Raw genomic sequence first — 18,075 nt, forward strand, 5'->3', positions numbered from 1 at the left:
CACTCTAGGACCCGACTCGCTCCGGTTGCCCCTACGTCGCCATGTCGACATGACCGGGTAGTCAGTGACAGTCAGGTGGGTGTCCGGCCGACAGGGGGCACTTCAGCCGATGGCCTCGATGAGTCGCTGGATGTCGACACTCTCTTTGCGACGACCGGTTCAGGGAGCTCATGGGTCGCAGGACGGGGGGCCGGGTTCGTCGGGGGCGTACCGCTTCCATTCCGCCCCGGTGGGTGGGCCGTGCCGGGCGCACAACTCCGCGTACGCGACCCGGGGCGCCGGCACGTACCAGTCCCGGGTCTGGAAGACCTCGTCCACCGACTCCACCAGGACGCCGTCGGCGCTCACCGCCAGGCCCGCGATCCGGGACGGGTGGCCGGTGCGGGTGGCGAGCAGGCGTGCGGTGGCGATCTCCCAGAAGCGGATCGTGCCGGGTTCGCGGAACGCTCCGTCGCTCACGGCGAGGACCGACCCGTCGGCGATGAACGCCAGGGCCGTCACCTCCTTCGCGTCGTTGGTCTGCAACCGGGTGAGCAGGGCACCGGTGCCGGTGTCCCGGATCTCGACCGGTCCGTCACGGCTGCCCGTCGCGAACCGGGTACCTGCGGGATCCAGTGCCAGTGCGCTGACCGGGTACCGGTAGGTGGTGCGGTAGTCGTGGATCAGCGTTCCGGTGTCCGCGTCGTAGAACCGGACACCGGATTCGCTGCCCACGGTGACCAGGGAACCGTCGGGGGCGAAGATCGCCTCGTGGACGAAGAAGTCGCCGCCGGTACGGATGAGCTGGGTCAGCCGCCCGGTGGCGATGTCCCAGATCCGGACCCGGTCGTCACTGCCGGAGGCGGCCACGCGGGTGCCGTCGGGGCTGATCGTCAGACTCGCGATGTAGTCGCTGTCGGTGCTCATCGGACCGGCGATCTGCCTACCCGAGCGCGGATCCCACACCCGTATGCGATTGCCGGCCCCGGCCGCGACGACCCGCCGGTCAGGGTCGGTGGCGACGTGTGACACCGCTCCGACGGAACCTGGCAGCGGTACCCCGTAGGGCTGATCGGTCGTCGCCTCCCAGAGGCGGAGGTTGTTCTCGCCGTCGACGGTGGCCGTCAGGTTCGACGTCCCGGCCGTGGCGACGGGCAGCGTTCGCCCGCCGTCGAGTGGCCGCGCAGCGGTGGTCGGCGCGCCGGTGGTCGAGTCCCACAGCCGGATCCGGCCGTCGGCACCGCCGGTGGCGAGGACGCGACCGCCGGCGTTGAACGACACCGACCACACCGTTGCGCCGTGGCCGGTGATCGGCGGACCCACCGGCACCCGTGTGGCCGGGTTCCATAGACGGGCCGTCCGGTCGATGCCGGCGGCCGCCACCCGGGTGCCGCCCGGGCTGACCGCCACGGTGAGCACCGGCTCGGAGCCGGCGGGCAGGTCGGCGGACCGGCGTCTACCGACGTCCCACAGGGTGACGTCGCCTCGGTCACCCCCCGTCACGAGTTTCGTCCCGGTGGGGTCGAAGGCCAGGGCACGGATCGAACTCCGGGTCGTGATCGGGGAGCCGACGGCCCGGCCGGTATGCGGGTCGCGGAGAACCACCGTCTCGTCGTCGGCGGCGGATGCGAGCCACTTGCCGTCCGGGCTGAACGCCACCGCCTGCACCCGGGTGGAATGCGCGACCGAGGCGATCTGCTCGCCGGTACCGCGGTTCCAGAGCCGGACGGTTCCGTCCCACCCGGCCGACGCCAGACGGGTGCCGTCGGGGGCGAACGCCACCGAGCTGACCCGGTCGGTGTGACCGGTGAGCGGTCCGCCGGTGGGCTGCGCCGTCGTGGTGTCCCACAGCCGGATGGTGCCGTCCGCCGCGGCCGACGCCAGCACCGTCCCGGCCGGGTCGTACGCCACGGCGGTGACCGCCCCGGTGTGCCCGGCCGGTGGCGCGGCAGCGGGCCCCTCGGCTGCCGTCTGCCAGACCCTGCCGGTTGCCGCCTGCCAGAACCGGACGGTGCCGTCTTCGCCACCGGACGCCAGTTGCCGGCCATCCGGCGAGAACGACACGGCGTGGACTGCGCCGGAGTGACCGACGAAGCCGGACTGCCCCTCGGTGAGGCGCGCGGCCAGGGCGTCCCCGGCCTCGGCGGTGGGTGCCTGCTTCCAGGCGGCGACCGCGAGTCGGCGGGCGGTCACCGGCTGCGTGCCGTCGATGCTGCCACTCTGCGCCGCGAGCTGCCGGGACAGGGCGATGGCATGCTGCTCGTTCGCGTTCCTGGCGTAGCGGAGCGCGGCGACTGCGGCGACCGTGGCGACGAGGGTCAGCACGCACAGGCCGGCCAGCAGGGTCCGGCGTGCCCGGGTCGCCCGCCTGGCGGCCCGCTCGCTGGCGGCGAGGAAGACGGTCAGGTCCTGGGGCAGTCGCCGGTTGGCCGACCAGTCCCGTCCTTCGCCGAGGTCCCGGCCGCGGAGCAGTTCGGCGGGCTCGCGCCGGTCGGACCAGCGGTGCTGCTTCTCCTCGACGCGCTGCAGCCACTGCTGGAACTGCTCGTCGCTGCGCACCCAGCTGCGCAGCGTGGCCCAGTCACGGATCAGGGCGTCGTGCGCCAGCTCGGCGACCGGTTCGGCACCGGGTGCCGGGGCACTGGTCACCACCAGCCGCTGGGCGGTGAGGACCGCCAACACGTCGTCGGCGTCGCCCGCCAGCTCCCGCAGCTCGGACAACCGACGCCGGCGGCGCACGGCGGGGATGTGGTGCGCAGCGTCGGCCGGGCGGACGAGCGCCGTCAGGACGTCCCGGCTGGCGACCTGCGGGAGACCGGTGACAGTCTGGTCGCACCAGGCCGTGATGCTGCCACGCAGGCCCCCGAACCTCTCGTACGCGCGGTGCGTCAGAACCCCGTCCTCCTGGCTCTCCCACAGCTGCTTCAGCGCCACCTCCAGCAGCGGCAGGACTGCCGTGGCCGCCCGGGGATCGGCGGCGAGGACGTCGTCGATGATCCGTTCCGGCAGGCCGTCCTGCAGCCGCGCGCCGCCCGCAGCGGCCGGTGCTTCGATGATGTCGTGCAGTTCGGCGCGAGTGAGCGTGGCCGGGATGTTGATGATTCCCGGGCCGACGAGCTCGAGCAGGGCGGGCGCTTCGGCGGCCAGCCGGGGGTAGAAGTCGTCCCGCATGACCAGCAGCACGGTGCGTCCCGGCCGCCCGGCGGCGGCGACCAGACCGTCGAGGACCGGCCCCGCCGCGGGCGTGATGAGCACGTCCTCGAACTGGTCGATCACCAGCAACTCGTGTTCCCCGAGCGGGAAACCCGCATCGTCCGGCCTGACCACGATCGTCGACCACGTTGCGCTGCCCGGCAGCCGTCCCCCTGCGAGCGCCGGGAGGACACCCGCCTGGACGAGCGACGACTTCCCGGCGCCGGACGGGCCGAGCAGCAACAGCAGCGGTGGCCGGTCGGCCAGCGCGGCCACGACCCGGTCGACGGCGCCGGCCCGGCCGTGGAAGACCCCGGCGTGTTCCGGCCCGAACGGGTCCAGTCCCCGGTACGGGCAGGAATCGGACACCACCAGCGCGGGCCAGGCCGACCGCAGGGCCGCGACGGACGTCGCATACCCGATGCCGGTGCCCCGGTCGAGCGCGTCCGGGCGGGTCACCGCAGACACCATGCCGATCACCGCGTCGGCGCTGTCGTCCCACACTGGGCTGCCGCTGAACCCCTGGGTCAGGTCGTTGGCTGCGGTGAGCTGCAGCAGCGCCGGTTGCAGCAGGTCACCGGCCCGCCCGTACCCGAAGTGGCCGCCGGGACCGGCCTGGGCCGGGAAACCGAAGGACCGCACCCGGTTCCCCCGCCGGCCGCCGGACCCGGCCAGGGGGAGCGGTCGCAGACCCCCAGGGACCGAATCCAGCCGTACGAGGGCGATGTCGTCGCCGTCCGGCGGCTGCCAGCCGTCGGCCAGCACCCGGCCGCCCACCATCGGGATGCCCGCCGCCTGCGGGAAGCGCAGCCGCACCGGGTCGCCGATCCGGGCTCCTGCCGCCAGCACCACGTGCGCGCAGCTGACCAGGACGTCCTCGGCGATCAGGAAGCCCGCCCCGGCCGCGGAGTCCCGCGCGTCGAGGATCTGGGCCACGCTGCTGGACCACCGCAGGTCGACGGCATCGGTCACGCGATGTCCACGCTGCCCGATTCCTCCTGCACCAGGACCTCCGGCCCGTCCCGCCGCCACTTCATCTTGACCTTGAGATTGCCGCTCATCGCTGTCTTGGTGATCACCGCGCCGGCCTGGGCGGACAGCGCGATTCCGAACTCGACCTCCAGTTCGGCCGGCTTGGCCCGGCTGAGCTGGTCGAGCAGGACCTGGGCGGCGTCGACCACCGGCTCCAACAGGTCCTGCAGGGTCGCGGACATCTCGTGCACCCGGTCGCCGACGCGACCGGCCTTCACCGGGCCACCGGCGGTGTCCACCTCGGCCGACTCGACCAGGACGACGCCGCCCCCGGCGAGCGGTATCCGAGCAAGCTCAGTCATCGACACCCCTTCACTTCTCGGACTCAAGTACACGCCAGGGCTTGGGGAAGAAAGCCCAATGACCGTTGACGTACGTCAGACCGTTGTACGCCATCCCGTGCTCCTCGCCGGGAACCACCATGTCGATGGAGTAGATCGTCAGTCCAGGCCGCAACTGGTCCTTGATCTCCTCGTACCCGCCCGGGAAGTTGGCCTGGGCGTCCTTCCCCCAGGCCCGCAGTTCCTCGGTGGTCGCACCCCAGACCCGTACCTCCGTCTGGTCCGGCTTGGCGAACGGCGCCGCCGTGGGCGGCATCGAGGCCCAGAGGCCCTTCTCGTAGAAGCGCTGCGCCCGCTCGGCGAAGGCCGGCTCGAACAGCGCCTGATAGTCCGCGGTCGTCGGGCGCAGGGAGGCGACCAGCGCGGGATCGCCGTGCGCGGCGAGCTCTGCCATCAAGGCTCGGGCGCCCTGCTTGTCGCCAGGATAGGCGGCCTGCACGGAGACGACGGCGGGCTCCGAGGACGGGCCGGCGGGGCCGTCGTCCACAGCGGAACAACCACCGACGGCGACAAGCAGGGCCGCGGCGGCCAAACTCCACAACGCCCGAAACGCCTTTCGACTCCACACCATGATGACTCCCAAGCGAGGCGACGCGCGCAACAGTGGCATGGCTCTGAGATCAAAGTGCGCTCAGCTCGCGATTCGCCACTGTCGACAATCAGACGCCCTGGGCGCGGCCGGCGGCTGCCCGGCAGGGGGCTCAGACCGCCGGACCGAAGCCGGGCGACGACCTCGTAGCGGCAGTGGTCGCCCTGGTGGAGCCCTACGGTCACGCCGTAACGGCCCTCGACCGTCTCCAGGTCGACGTGCCGGACGCCGTCCGACCGTCCAGCAGACTGAGCGAGGGGCCTACCGCATCCAGGCATCCCGGCCGGTCATCCGCCGCAGGGCCACGGGCGCGGTACCGCTGATCGTGAGCAGCCGGACGGCGTCGGTGGGCACTCGGAACGCGCCGTCGCAGAAGGCCACGACCTCGACGCCCTCGGGCAGTTGAAGACCGGGGGAACCTCAGGTCGAACGGCAGGTGCTCATGACGGCGGCCATAACGTATGCCAGGATCAACGCTGGCGACTGGAGCAGGTGAGCCTCGCCAGGGACCTGGCGCTCAGCGTCCTTATGCCACGCCGCCTCGGTTGGAGGCGTGCTCGCTTTCATCGAAGGAGCCCGTGCGTGAGGGACTTCGCCGCGCTGCACCGCACTGCTGCGCCCCTCGTCCTACCGAACGTATGGGATGTCGCCTCGGCCCGCTGCCTTGTCGACGCCGGCTTCCCGGCGCTCGGCACAACCAGCCTCGGCATTGCTGCTGCCAACGGCCTGCGCGACGGTGTCAACGCCACCGACGACCAGACGCTGCGCCTCACGCGCAGCCTGGCGACGATCCCGGCCCACATCACCGTCGACATCGAGACCGGCTCGGTCGCCACCGCGGCTGCGGTGGCGGCAGCCGGTGCCGTCGGCGTGAACATGGAGGACGCGATGGGCCCGGCCACGGCGCACGCGGCACTGATCAGGTCGGTGAAGCGGGAAGTGCCGGGTCTGTTCGTCAACGCCCGCACCGACACCTACTGGCAGCGTTCCGGCGACCTGGCTGAGACCCTGCGCCGGATACGGCTCTACGCCGACGCCGGTGCCGATGCCGTGTTCGTCCCCGGGGTAGCGGAGTCGGCCGACATCGCCGCCGTCGTGGCGGCGGTCGACGTACCGGTCAACGTCCTGTTCCTGCCCGGACGACACACCGTCGCCACCCTGACCGAGCTCGGCGTAAGACGGATCAGCACCGGCTCCCTGCTGTTCCGCGCCGCTCTTGCCGCATCCGTGCAGACGGCTCTGGCCGTCCGCGACGGCCTCACCGTCGGCACGGACCTTCCCTCCTACGCAGAGGTCAACGCGGAACCCGACGTGCGCCGCGGCTGGCCGGAGAGCGACGAGACGGAAGGTCACTCCCGGTAGACGACACGAACGCCACTCCGGCGGGTTCTCGCCAGGGTTGTCGTGCTCTTCTTGGGCCCGCTGTCGCGGCCGAGGACGCGCATGTCGCCGGTGCAGTGGCCCCGCGCGCTGCGCCAACGCCCGATCACTGCGTTACTCGGCGTCCTGCACCGACTCTGCCCGGACCATGCGGGGGGCCGGCACCGGTTCCTGCTCCTTGGCGGAACCCTCGACGGGCGTGGTGCGGTCGAGTCGCCGCACCGACGCCCCCAGGGGCGACAGGTAGGCAAGACCGGCAACCAACAGCCTGAGCAGCGCACCGATGGCGATCACCAGATAGAAGTTGTGAAAGGTCGTCTCGATAACGCCGGCCACCATCGCTGAAACGGGGATGGAGGCGAAGGCCAGCATCCGGGTTGTCGCCACCACCCGTCCCAGGAGTTCGTTGGGTACGATCTTCTGTCGAAGCGTGAACCAGGCGACCGGGTTGATGGATCCGAGTGCATAGAGTAAACCCCAGACGATGGCGATGGCCACGGGGCTGTGCAACGGAATGAGGAAGAGCGTCACGAGGCCGGCCAGCGCCGTCGTGCCGATCAGCACCCGAGCAGGGGCGATCTGCCTGATCAACCTTCCCGCGACGGCCGCACCAAGAACCGCGCCGACCCCCTGAGCGGCCAGGACGATGCCAATGACGTCGGGGGAGAGCTTCCGGTAACTCACCAGGTAGAAGATGAAGTTCGCCTGGATCAACCAGATGGCGAAGTTGGTCCCGGTGAACATCAGCGAGCCGGCCATCAGCACTTTGTTCTTGCGGAAGATGTAGGCCAACGCCTCCCTGATCTCGTTTGTCAGAGACGATCTGGCTGTCCTGGCGACCCGGGTCACAGCATCGGTGGCCCGAATTGCCAAGATTGCGAGTGCGGACACAAAGAAGGAGAGGGCGTTTACCAGGATGGTCACTTCGAACCCGGTCAGCGCGATCAGGCCGCCGGCGACCACGGGCCCGATCATGGTGGTGACGTTCTCACCAGACTGCAGCCATCCGTTGGCCTGTCCGAGGCGGTTCGGAGGAACGATCTGCGGTAGGAAGCTCTGAAAGGCGGGATGATAGATCGGCTCAACGCACGAGAGCGCGAAAGCAACCAGATAGATCGGCCAAATCACCTGCATGTCCATCACGACCAGCAGAGCGAGGCCGAGAGCTATCACCCCCGCCGTGGCGTCGCCCGCTATCAAGAGTCGCCGGCGGTCCCAACGGTCAGCGAAAACCCCACCCGGCAGAGACAGCAGCAAAAAGGGGAGATACTCGATCGCATAGAGCAGGCTGGTGCTCAACGCCGAGCCGGTGAGATGCAGCACGAGCAGGGGAAGAGCCAGTCGATAAACCCAGTTGCCCAAGGAGGACGTCACGGACGCTATGAGCAGCAGGTAATAGCGTCCACCCATGATGTCTCCCCTCGATGGAGCAGGGTCGGTGAGATTGGCCGGGCTCATAGTACATGCGGTGGAAGTGACCTGTGGGCGGCCGTGCCGGGAAGCTGCAGACCTTTGTGAAACCGGTGGTAGACGCGCGAAGCGCGCGGCCGGTGTGCGCTTGCCGATCTTGAATAGTCAGAGTCGTGACCGGGTTTGAGCGGTCGCCCGGTTGCGAGCGAGGGAGGCCGGACGGCACCGGATGCTCCTGAATCAGATCGTGGTGATCGCATGCAGTCAGTCCCGGGTGTCGCACCTCTGGCTTCTGGCGGCGCGGCGGTGGATGTTGCACCGGGAGGCAGCAATGCATCGTGATCGCTGACCTGGGGCAGCGGCCACCGCCGGATCGAGACACGTCCACGACGGACACTCGATCACGCGGTGGCCGCATCCCGCCTGTCCGGCCTCCACGAACGACACCTGCAACGGCCGGTTGCAGATCAGTGAGCGCTGGTGAGTTGGGCGGCTGTCGAACCCACCTGACGATCTGAACCACAGACGGTACATTCTTCCATGCGTACCCAGCGCTCGCTTTCGGTCATGGAGTAGTCGGTGAACTGGAGCTCCATGAGTCGTCCTGCGGCCACCGGCGGGGCTACGCCCGTGACCAGACGCGTGAGTTCCCCGATCAGGAAGCCGGTGGTCATCGTCACCAATGGGCAGAAGGCGGCGTTGTCCCCACCGATCTGTCGTCGACGCTTCTCTTCGAGCAGATCCCGGGATACGTCATCCGTTGCGAAAACCTGTTGACGCCAGCACTCCACGCAACCGGTCTGACCCGGCACGATGGTGAAGTAGATGGCGCGTTGAGTTTCCAAACCCCCCGTGAGCATCGGTATGCCGCGCATCACGCACGCTTCGTTCACCCAGTTGACGATTTCCATCTTGGGGCGGTCGGCCACCGATATGAGCACGTCGGCTCCATCGACGACCCTGAGCACGTCCTCGGTGGAGGTGACGCGCAGGCTCACGGGCTCGATCGTCATGCGTGGGTTGAATTGCCGTACCCGTTCGACCGCCAGCCCCAGCTTCTCCTGGCCGACATCGCTGTCCCGGTAGAGGATCTGCCTGTTCAGGTTGGAGATCTCAACCCGGTCGAACTCCACGGCCCGCACGAACCCGATTCCCATCGCAGCCATGTCGAGTAGAAGATGGGATCCGAGGCCGCCGAGCCCAAGGAGGGTGACACGGCAGTCGCGCAGCTTGCGTTGTTGGGCGTACTTGTTGTCGCTCATTCGGGCGAACGAGCCAAAGAAGTTGATGTTGCGTTCCCATCGACGCAATTCGTAGTCGTCGAGGATGCCGGCCGGAGTGACCGCTCCATTGAGCAGGAAGCCGGCACCGTCGAACTGCTCTACGGCCGCGACAACTTCTTCGCGCGTCACCTCGGGGAACGCCGCGGCAAGGTCGCGGTGCACCTCTGTGACCGTCCGGGTTCCGTCGAGCAGGGCCAACAGTGCACGGATCGCACCCGTAGGGTCCCTGATCTCGGTTACTTCCCCGAATCCTCCGATATAGATCGTCTCACCCGATCCGAAGACCGGCGACATGTGTTTCAGTTCGGGCTTGACATCGTCCTGCATGATCGACCACCTTCCGATGTTGTGATGACAGTCGGCCGTCGGTGGCCGACCGAACAGATCCCGCCGATGGAGATTGCGCTTCCACCGACGGGATCTGTCACTGGACAGGACGATGCCTGTCACGAGGCGCATCAGCCCTCGGCGGTGCCACCGGCGATGCTGGCCTTGCGGGTCGTCATGGCGACGTTCATGGTGATCCCTCCCTTCTGGTGATAGCTGGGTCTTCCGCCCCTCACAGAGCCGGGGGCGGAGGTATCGTGGCGGCTTCCGCCACCAGGGTGTGTAGCTGTGTGAGCCGTGTACGCAGAGCTTCCACGCTCTGCCGCAGGCAGCCTGGGTGTCTCGTCTGCACGCCGGTCGCGGCCAGCAGGTCCGCGGGTGGCTTGCTGTCGCCCGCCCGAAGCAGGTCGAGGAAACGCGGACCGAAGCTTTCCGGATCCCGCTTGAAGCCTTCGAGCAGCGTCAGCGCCGATAATTGACCGTAGATGTAGCTGTAGTTCGACCCGGGCTGAATGAAGAGTTCGCTGAGGTAGCTCCACCAGATTGCGTAGCCTGCAGTGAAGGTAACTGCAGGGCCATAAACCTGACGTTGCGTGTCCAGCCAGACCTGGTTGATGTGATCTGGGGTGAGGAATCCACAGTCCCTTACCGAGGCGCGGATTCCGACCTCGAAGGCGTGCAGAGCCGAGTGTCGGCCTATCGCCACGAGTTGGTCCTCGAGCCACCGTGCCAGATAGATCGCCTGAAGTTCAACCCGGTCGTTGCGGGACATCAGCTCATGTGCAACAACCGCCTCGCAGAAAAGAGCAACGGTCTCGCCCGTCACCGGCGGCGGTGCGGCGGCGAAGAAGGGCTGCTCGGCCGCGAATCTCAGGTGTAGTGCATGTCCCATCTCATGGGCAAGGGTGAAAACGTCGCGCAGCCTTCCCGTGTAGTTCATCGATATGCACGCAGGGGAGCCGGGAATAGCCCGCGTCGAAGCTTTTCTCTGTTTGTTCGGGCGCGGCTCGGCATCTATGCAGTTCTCCGCCAGAATCGATCGTGCCGCAGCTCCGAGGATGGCGTCGATGCTCGCGAAGGAATCGATCACGAGTGTCGTTGCCTCCGACCACGAAAATGGTCCGGGGTCCATGTTCTGGAAGATTGGCGCGTACCGGTCGTAGTCCGTGAGTTCGCCCTGACCCAGCACATCGCGTTTGAGGGCGTAGTAGTCGTGCATGACGGGCAGGCATTCGTTGGCCACCGCCAACAGCGTATCGACCTCGGCGGCGTCCACCTGGTCCAGCGCGTAACGGGAGGTCAGCCAGTCCGGTGCACCGAGATTTGCCCGCGCCTCGCCATCGGCGGCGATCATACTCAGGGCTGTGGCCCGAAGGTCGAGCTCGCCCTGCAGGGCCTGGGTTATGGCGGCATGAGTCGAGGCGCGAACGCTGCGGTCTGGGTCGTAGAGCGTGGGAAGGAGAGCGCCGATGCCGTGGGTGGCACCATCGATCTCGACCCGAAGCCGACCGAGGAGTTGCTGGGCCAGCCGCTGCCAGCCGTCGATTCCTGTCGGTGCGAGTCTGGTCAACACCTCCCCGGCTGGCCCTGAAGGTTGCTGAAGTGAGGTCGCCCTCACCTTGCGGACGAAATGCTCATACTCGCGGAACGCTGCGTTGTCGGGTTTGTTCAGGGCGGCGATTTCCTGCTCGAAGAAGCTGAGTTCTGTGGCAAGTTCTGCCCAAGCTTCGTCACATCTTGTCAGCAGTGCGAGTGTCTCCGCCTGCTGGTCGTGCAAGCCATAGCAGAGTTCGGCGTAGGAGGAAACCCGCTGGAGGAGGCTGACGCAACTCTCGTACTCCCTGATTCCGAGTACGAGGTGATCGAGGTCCAGGGTTGATATCTGGTCACGATAGTCTCGGGAAAGTCGCCGAGACCTATTTTTCACCTCAGTCAGAGCGTGCTCGACATCTGGGGAGTCTGGCGCGGCGAAAATGTGCTTCGGGTTCCATCTTGGAAGATCTTCCTGAACTCCCAACCGATTCGCCCTCCATCTGTCAGGAATCAGATCCACGCATTACCGTGAGTGATCTGACCATAGCCTTGCGTCGATTGACTGTCAAGAACTCTGTTCGACGTGGATGACGCGTCCTGGCATATCGATGTCAGTTCCCCTATTTTCCCACGTCAACGTCTTGTCGGCAGTCATAACGTGCGCCCTGCGGGGGGTCGACGCTCTGGCGACGCTGATGCGACCTGGGCTATTCGTGGCTCAGTCGGATATGACGGATACCGTGCCACCTGATGATGACAGCTTCCCAAAGAGAGTCTTCGACGTTCCCGACTGAACTGGCTTTCCGGACATCGATGGGATTCTCGTCAGGATCGAACTGCGCCGTAAGCAGATCCTATTCATGCCAGCGAAACGCCACGGGATCAGCGACAGGTAAACGTTAAGCGCGTGTTCGATAAGGCCTGATGCGGACGGCGTCGCGGCATGACATCCAGCGGTGCAGCGGGCGGCGGGGTGGCCTCCGGCATCCGCGATGGCACGGCGCTGGGCGAGCGTGGCGTGGTACGCGGCAATGGTCTTGATGCGCCGATGATCTCCGGCGCGACGTTGCCCGGTCCGGTGTGGGGTCGACGCCGCGGAATCGGGTACCGACGGGCGCTTCGTACCGCCCTCGCTGCGGATGTTGTTCGGACTCGATCGGCTTCTGGTGGGCGGGGTGCCGCCGTGGCCGTCGACGGCCCGGAATGTCGTGACGGGAGGTTACCCGTCGGCTGGGGGCCCTGGGCATGGCGGTGTCAGCTGAGCACCGCCGCCAGCTGGTCGTAGGTCGGAGCGAGATGCCGCAACGTTCGGGCGGCGGATTCCGTGCGTCCGTTGACGATGTCGTGCTGGAGGCTGCCGACCAGTCGGGCCTGCCGGGTAGCGATCGCGGCGGCCTCGTCGCGGCCGAGGCTGGCGAGTGCGGCGGCTGCGTCGGTGAGCCGTCGAGCGCCGACCCGGATCGCGAAATGCGTCAGGTGAGCGTTTGTCTCGGGGTCAAGTCCCTCGGCAACCAGGTCAGCGAGGCGGTGCACCGCCGCGGCACCTCCGATGGTGCCGGGCGGCACGGCGAGGTCGTCGCGCCCACGCAGCCAGGCGACCGCGCCGGGCAGCGCCGCGCGCAGCGCTGCCTCAGTGGTGATCTCACGGACGCGCCGGAAGTCGCCGCGCATGGTGTACGGCTCGGCACGGTAGAGGGTGATCGTGTCGGCCCGCCAGGCGGCCAGGAAGTCCTGGGTTGGCAGGGTCGCGTAGGGGCAGCCGTAAGGATCATGAAATCGGACCAGCGTGTCGTCGGCTTCCAGGACAGCCACGAAGTGATCCGACCCGATCGGTCCGGTCATCCCGGGCACGTGACGCAACAGCCCCATCTCCAGCGGTCCGGCCAGAACAGGGCCCGTCTTGACCGCTTCGTTGAGCATCGCCAGGGCCTGCTCGCCGTCGTCGGCGTCCTGCCGTCGGCAGGCCCAGCCGAGCAGGGCGATCGCGTCGTCGATGCCGCGGTCGTCCCAGCCGTACGGGTCGAACAGCGGCAGCCGCCCGCCGAGCAGATGCATGCCGAACGGCGAGCCGGTCAGCACTTCGAGAATCGATGGGGAGGGGGCCGTCGGGCCGAGGGCCATCGCCAGCGAGTTGGCATAGCAGTAGGGCCCGGAACCGACGTAGGGGTGCATGCTTCAGCTTCCTCCGCTGGTCGAGATGAGGTAGGTGACGTCGAGGAGCGCACCGTCGGTGCCGGGCCGGATCTCGACCGGGCTAGCGAGCCTGATCAAGCGGTTCGCGTCGATCCATGCCTCCAACGTCTCGTAGGCGCGCAGGATGTCGGGGAATCCGGCGTCGGCCTCGGCGACCGGCAGGTATGCGTCGGTGCCAGCCGGCGACAGCCTGACCCGCAGGTCATCGACGGGTTCAACGGAGCCGGTGAACGCCACCGCCACTTCGACAGGTCCGTCGCTGTCATGGGTCACGAACCCGTGGAAGTGCACCAGGGCCGGCCCGTCACAGGGCACACCGGTCGCCTGCAGCCGGGCACGGATGCGGTGCTGTGCATCGGTGACGAAGGTGTCCAGTTCGCCGATGTGCACGCGCCGTTCCTGACACAACAGCTTGCGTGATGGCCTCAATCGCAGCCTCGGAGCGGCCGTGATCGGTGCAGCGGCACCGTCAAGGGCCCCGATCAGCTCGCGCCGGCGTCGAAGCTGGGCCTCCTGAGCTGCCAGCCAGGCGCGGAGTTCGGCCTGGCGGGCCTGCGGGCTGAGCTCCAGCAAGGTGGCGATGCGCGCCAGCGGCAGGCCCAGCACGCGCAGCCGGGCTATCAGCCGACCACGGGGAATCTGATCACGGTGGTATCGGCGGTAGCCGGTGGCGGGGTCGATTCCTGCGGGCACCAGCAGACCCTGCTCGGCATAGAGCCGCAGTGCCTTCGACGACAGGCGGGTCGCGGCACCGAACTCGCCGGGCAGGAACAGCTCCACGTCGTTCACCCGCCCAGCCTGGGCCATTCCCCTGGGGCGAGGTCAACACGTCCTCAGCCTGAGGGAACGCGGCCCTTCGACGGGTTACCTACACCGGCACGATCAGTACCAACCCGGACCGCCGGCCCACGCGGCGAAGCTCGACCACCTGGGCGCGCATCGCCGCCCCGGGCCCGAAACCGGCAGCGTTCGACCTCTCGTTCCGGGCGTACGCCGAGCAGGGCCAGCAGCGACAGGTGGAACTCGTGCAGGTCAGCCGGCAGCCGGCAGTGGCTGTTCGGGCCAGTTGAGGGCGCGGGCGCCGAGCACCGCGGCCTGCAGGGTGAACCGTTGGGCAGGGTCGGCCGGGTTGTAACCGGTGAGGGCGTGGATGCGCTCGAGGCGGTAGGTGACCGCTCGTACCGAGACGTGGATGTGTTTGGCGGTCTCGGTGGCGACGCCGCCGGTGTCGAAGTACGCCTGCAGGGTGGCTACCAGCGGTTCGGCGCCGCCCCGGGCCCGGGTCAGCGGGTGCAGCACGGCGTGCACGAGTTCGACGATGGCGGGTTGGTCACGTAGTAGGACGCGGTAGATGAGCAGGTCCCGGGCGTCGACCACGGGGGTGGGCATGCGGAGCCGGCCAGCCATGGTCAGGGCCTCGCGGGCTTCCTCGTAGGAGCGGGCGATGCCGTAGAGGCCCGGGTGGGGCCGGCCGACGGCGATACGCCAGGGTTGTCCGCGGGGCAACCGGCGCAACTGGTCATGCATGAGCCGGCCGAGATTGTCGTCGGTGTCGCGGCCGGCAGGCACCCCGTCGGAACCGGTGGTGTCGGCAGGAGCGAGGACGACCAGGAGCCCGTCCTTGGTCGCGACCAGAACGTCACGGTCGCCGAGCCGGTCGAAGATGACCGCCTCCAGCGCCGTTATCGCCGTGTCGGTGTCCGGCAGCCGCCGGCTCGGCGCGGCCAGGGCGACCTGGTGGACGCGGGCGAGGTCGAGGCCGAACGGTTCGGCCCGGTCGACCAGACCGCCGAGGTCGGAGTCACCGCGCAGCAGGTCGTCGATGAGTTCGCGACGCAGCGTCTCCTCATGGCGGACCAGGTCGCGACGGGCGACCGCATAACCCTCGGCCAGGGTCGCGACGGCGTCGTCGATGACGTGCAGCACGGCGGCCGCCGCCGCACGCACGGCCTCACGGTCACGGCTGCGTACGACGTCCGGAAGGTCCTGCCACAGCCGTCGGGCGGCGGAGAGGTAGAGCTGCACCACCCGGCCGGCGGAGATGCCCTGCTCGGCGGCTTTCCGGCCGAGCGTCTCGACGGCGTCGAGTTCGGCGCGCTTGGGTCTGCGGCCGGTGATGGCGGCATCGGCGAGCAGCGGCAGGTAGTCGCCCAGCAACGCCACGGGCACGTTGCCGGCGTCACGACTGGCGCTGGCGGCGACCTCGGCGAGCCACTGCCCGTCTGGTTCGGTCGCCGCCGGCCGCTGAATGCGCCGTGTGCCGTTGTCACTCACGTGGCTGCTCCCGTTCACCGTTGCGTCTGACCCAGCATCGCCCATCCCGGCGGCGGTAGACGCCGATTCGAGGTCCGTACCGGTCGGCCCGGGGCTGGCTGGCCATCACCCGGAGCATGCCGTGGACAAGGTCACCTTCGCACCCCGGGCACTGGTGAGGCCGCCCCGGCGGCGAGCTACCGGGAACTGCGGGGGACCGGTCGCACGGGCACCGATGCACGGCGCTCTGCGGCGCGGCGGAGCAGGGCCCGGTCGAGACCCGGTTCGTACCCACGGATCCACCAGCCGGCACCCCGCGGATCATCCCGCTGCGCGAGGACAGCGGCGCGGTGGACCACCGGGACTCCGCCGCGGTGATCACCCTGCGATACGGCGGCACCCCGCCACCGCATCCCGGCCACGGCACCGACGGCAGCGGTCCTGCCGTACTGAACGCCTACTGGTTGCCGAGCGTCGGCAAGGTATGACGGTTCAGCTGACCGGCCACAACCCTGGCCCGGTTCGCGGTGACCAAGCGACCATGGCCGGAAAGCAGGCCCGGACAACGTGGCCAACCCACCGAACGGCTGTCCAGCCGCCCAGCGCAGCAGAGGAGCGGTATGTCTGACGAGCTCGGCGTGACAGGCACTCCCGCGTTCGTGCATGGCTCACCGCGTGACGTCGCGGTGATCGGAGCGGGCATGGTCGGCCTGTCCACGGCCTGGTTCCTGCAGGAAGCCGGCGCACAGGTGACGGTCTACGAGCGTCACCACGCCGGCGCCGGCGCGTCGTGGGGCAACGCCGGCTGGCTGACCCCGGGGCTGACCGCCCCACTGCCGGAACCTGCGGTGCTGCGTTACGGTCTGCGCGCGGTCCTCAGCGCCCGATCCCCGGTGTACCTGCCGCTGCGGGCCGACCGTGACCTGTGGCGCTTCCTGCTTGCGTTCGTGTTCCACAGCACCGCCCGGCGGTGGCGGCGGGGCATGGCCGCCTACGTCCCGCTCAACGAGCGCTGCCTGGACGCCTTCGATGCCCTCGCGGCCGGCGGTGTGAGCGCCGTGACGACGCCGGCGGACCCCTTCCTGGCCTGCTTCACCAGCGAACGTGACAGCCGTGGACTGCTCGACGAGCTGGAACAGATGGGCGACGCCGGTCAGGACGTCACCTTCCGCCCGGTGACCGGACAGGTGCTCCGTTCGATGGAGCCCGTTCTGAGCGACCGGGTCGGCGCCGCCGTCCAGATTTTCGGGCAGCGGTACCTGAACCCTCCCGAGTTCATCCCGTCGCTGGCCGACGCGGTCCGGGCCCGCGGCGGCCGCATCCTCGACAGCAGCGAGGTGACCGGTCTGCAGCCGGCAACCACCGACGTCCGCGTCACCGGCCCATCCGGGCAGCAGCACCGCCATGACGCTGTGGTCATCGCCACCGGAGCGGCCTTCGGTGAGCTGGCCGCACGCTTCGGGGTACGCCGCCCGGTGCAGGCCGGGCGCGGCTACAGCTTCAGCGTGCCCGTCGAACGGATGCCCGCCGGCCCGCTGTACTTCCCGGCGCAGCGGGTTGCCTGCACTCCGCTGGGCAGCCGGCTGCGGGTGGCCGGAATGATGGAGTTCCGCCGACCCACAGACGAACTGGACCCGCGACGCATCACCGCCGTTGTCGACGCGGTGCGGCCGTTGCTCAACGGGGTGAACCTCGATGACCGCCGCGACGAGTGGGTCGGTTCCCGGCCGTGCACTCCTGACGGCCTGCCGTTGATCGGCGCGACCGCCGCGCCGCGGGTGTTCGTCGCCGGTGGCCACGGCATGTGGGGCATCGTCCTGGGGCCGATCACCGGCCAGTTGGTGGCCCAAGCGGTGCTCAAGGGTGAGGTGCCCGTGGAGCTGACGCCGTTCGACCCGCTGCGTTAGCGGGCACGTCAGCACTGCCGAACCTCCGGACCGGACGCAGCCCGCAGCCGTCGGGTCGCGACCCACCGGCGAGCGGGGAAGTTCACGACACCCACCGATCGCCAGGGCGGAGCCGTTCGAGCCTCCGCCCTTCGGTTTCCCGAAGCACTTCCGGCATCCCGAGCAAGGAGCGGCACATGAGCGTCGACACCGAAGTATCCGATCAGGGCTGGCTCGCCGGCCTGCGCGCATCGCTGAGCGAGGACTTCGCCGCCCAGACGACCCGGCTCAGGGAACTGACGGAGATCTCCGCCGACACCGGCGACCCCGGCGAAGCACACAACCGCGCGGCACTGGTGGCGGCCACCCGACACAACCTCGAACAGATCACCGGCGCGCTACGCCGCATCGCCGAGGGCAGCTACGGCCGCTGCGAGAAATGCGACGGCCCCATCCCCGCCGAACGGCTCGAAGTGCTGCCGCACGCCCGGTTCTGCGTCCCCTGCCAGCAGAAACACAAGGGCTGACCGAATGCCGCGGCAGCGGCCAGACCAGCCCAGCGGAGCTCTCGGAGGCTCGCCAGCGGAGAGTACGGAGAGGACTCGGTCGGCGCAGGCGTCATGAATTCGGCTCGCGAGACGGCGTGGCGCGGGGAGGTCAAGCCTCAGGTTACATTG

13 protein-coding genes are annotated in these 18,075 nt (G+C 68.7%); 4 read left to right on the forward strand and 9 right to left on the reverse strand.

Annotation, left to right across the window (positions count from 1 at the left end; translation table 11 throughout):
• Positions 1-168: 168 nt before the first annotated feature.
• The 3 genes from ACOJTC_RS06030 to ACOJTC_RS06040 are packed head-to-tail and all read right to left on the reverse strand — an operon-like array spanning position 169 to position 4,941.
• Positions 169-4,143, reverse strand: coding sequence for a trypsin-like peptidase domain-containing protein (locus tag ACOJTC_RS06030; protein ID WP_420116096.1), 3,975 nt, complete (start codon positions 4,141-4,143; stop codon positions 169-171).
• Positions 4,140-4,505, reverse strand: a complete 366-nt coding sequence (locus tag ACOJTC_RS06035; protein ID WP_363653885.1) for a CU044_2847 family protein — start codon at positions 4,503-4,505, stop codon at positions 4,140-4,142. Before ACOJTC_RS06035 ends, ACOJTC_RS06030 begins: the two co-directional genes overlap by 4 nt.
• Before the next feature lie 10 nt (positions 4,506-4,515).
• The gene (locus ACOJTC_RS06040) at positions 4,516-4,941 is read right to left on the reverse strand and encodes a hypothetical protein (protein ID WP_204925229.1); all 426 of its coding nucleotides are present in this window, start codon (positions 4,939-4,941) and stop codon (positions 4,516-4,518) included.
• Positions 4,942-5,715: 774 nt separating this feature from the next.
• Between ACOJTC_RS06040 and ACOJTC_RS06045 the strand changes: the two genes are divergently transcribed.
• Positions 5,716-6,495 (forward strand): isocitrate lyase/PEP mutase family protein, encoded by a 780-nt coding sequence (locus ACOJTC_RS06045; RefSeq protein WP_420116097.1) that lies wholly within the window; start codon positions 5,716-5,718, stop codon positions 6,493-6,495.
• A gap of 132 nt (positions 6,496-6,627) precedes the next feature.
• Here ACOJTC_RS06045 and ACOJTC_RS06050 read toward each other — a convergent pair whose 3' ends face one another.
• The 6 genes from ACOJTC_RS06050 to ACOJTC_RS06075 all read right to left on the reverse strand — a co-directional run bounded on the left by ACOJTC_RS06050 (position 6,628) and on the right by ACOJTC_RS06075 (position 15,533).
• Positions 6,628-7,923, reverse strand: coding sequence for an MFS transporter (locus ACOJTC_RS06050; RefSeq protein WP_420116098.1), 1,296 nt, complete (start codon positions 7,921-7,923; stop codon positions 6,628-6,630).
• 467 nt (positions 7,924-8,390) lie between these two features.
• Positions 8,391-9,533 (reverse strand): HesA/MoeB/ThiF family protein, encoded by a 1,143-nt coding sequence (locus tag ACOJTC_RS06055; RefSeq protein ID WP_420116099.1) that lies wholly within the window; start codon positions 9,531-9,533, stop codon positions 8,391-8,393.
• A gap of 232 nt (positions 9,534-9,765) precedes the next feature.
• Positions 9,766-11,586: a M3 family metallopeptidase gene (locus ACOJTC_RS06060; RefSeq protein ID WP_420116100.1), complete on the reverse strand. Its 1,821-nt coding sequence runs from the start codon at positions 11,584-11,586 to the stop codon at positions 9,766-9,768.
• Between the two features lie 734 nt (positions 11,587-12,320).
• Positions 12,321-13,238, reverse strand: coding sequence for a hypothetical protein (locus tag ACOJTC_RS06065; RefSeq protein WP_420116101.1), 918 nt, complete (start codon positions 13,236-13,238; stop codon positions 12,321-12,323).
• A gap of 3 nt (positions 13,239-13,241) precedes the next feature.
• On the reverse strand, positions 13,242-14,048 hold the full coding sequence (locus tag ACOJTC_RS06070) for a MerR family transcriptional regulator (RefSeq protein ID WP_420116102.1): 807 nt from the start codon (positions 14,046-14,048) through the stop codon (positions 13,242-13,244).
• 243 nt (positions 14,049-14,291) lie between these two features.
• Positions 14,292-15,533 carry a PucR family transcriptional regulator gene (locus ACOJTC_RS06075; RefSeq protein ID WP_307826165.1) on the reverse strand — a complete coding sequence of 414 codons (1,242 nt, stop codon included), beginning with the start codon at positions 15,531-15,533 and terminating at the stop codon, positions 14,292-14,294.
• Positions 15,534-15,862: 329 nt separating this feature from the next.
• On the opposite strand from ACOJTC_RS06075, the gene ACOJTC_RS06080 reads away from it, so the two are divergent.
• The 3 genes from ACOJTC_RS06080 (at position 15,863) to ACOJTC_RS06090 (ending at position 17,925) form a co-directional block, all read left to right on the forward strand.
• Entirely contained in the window at positions 15,863-16,000 is a 138-nt protein-coding gene (locus tag ACOJTC_RS06080; RefSeq protein WP_420116103.1) for a hypothetical protein, read from the forward strand.
• Between the two features lie 132 nt (positions 16,001-16,132).
• Positions 16,133-17,419: an NAD(P)/FAD-dependent oxidoreductase gene (locus ACOJTC_RS06085; RefSeq protein ID WP_420116104.1), complete on the forward strand. Its 1,287-nt coding sequence runs from the start codon at positions 16,133-16,135 to the stop codon at positions 17,417-17,419.
• A gap of 176 nt (positions 17,420-17,595) precedes the next feature.
• A complete protein-coding gene (locus ACOJTC_RS06090; RefSeq protein WP_420116105.1) occupies positions 17,596-17,925 on the forward strand; it encodes a TraR/DksA family transcriptional regulator in 330 nt (109 codons plus the stop codon).
• Positions 17,926-18,075: the final 150 nt, after the last annotated feature.

It is taken from the genome of Micromonospora sp., assembly GCF_048594385.1.
In the GTDB taxonomy this organism is placed as follows: Bacteria; Actinomycetota; Actinomycetes; order Mycobacteriales; family Micromonosporaceae; genus Micromonospora; species Micromonospora wenchangensis.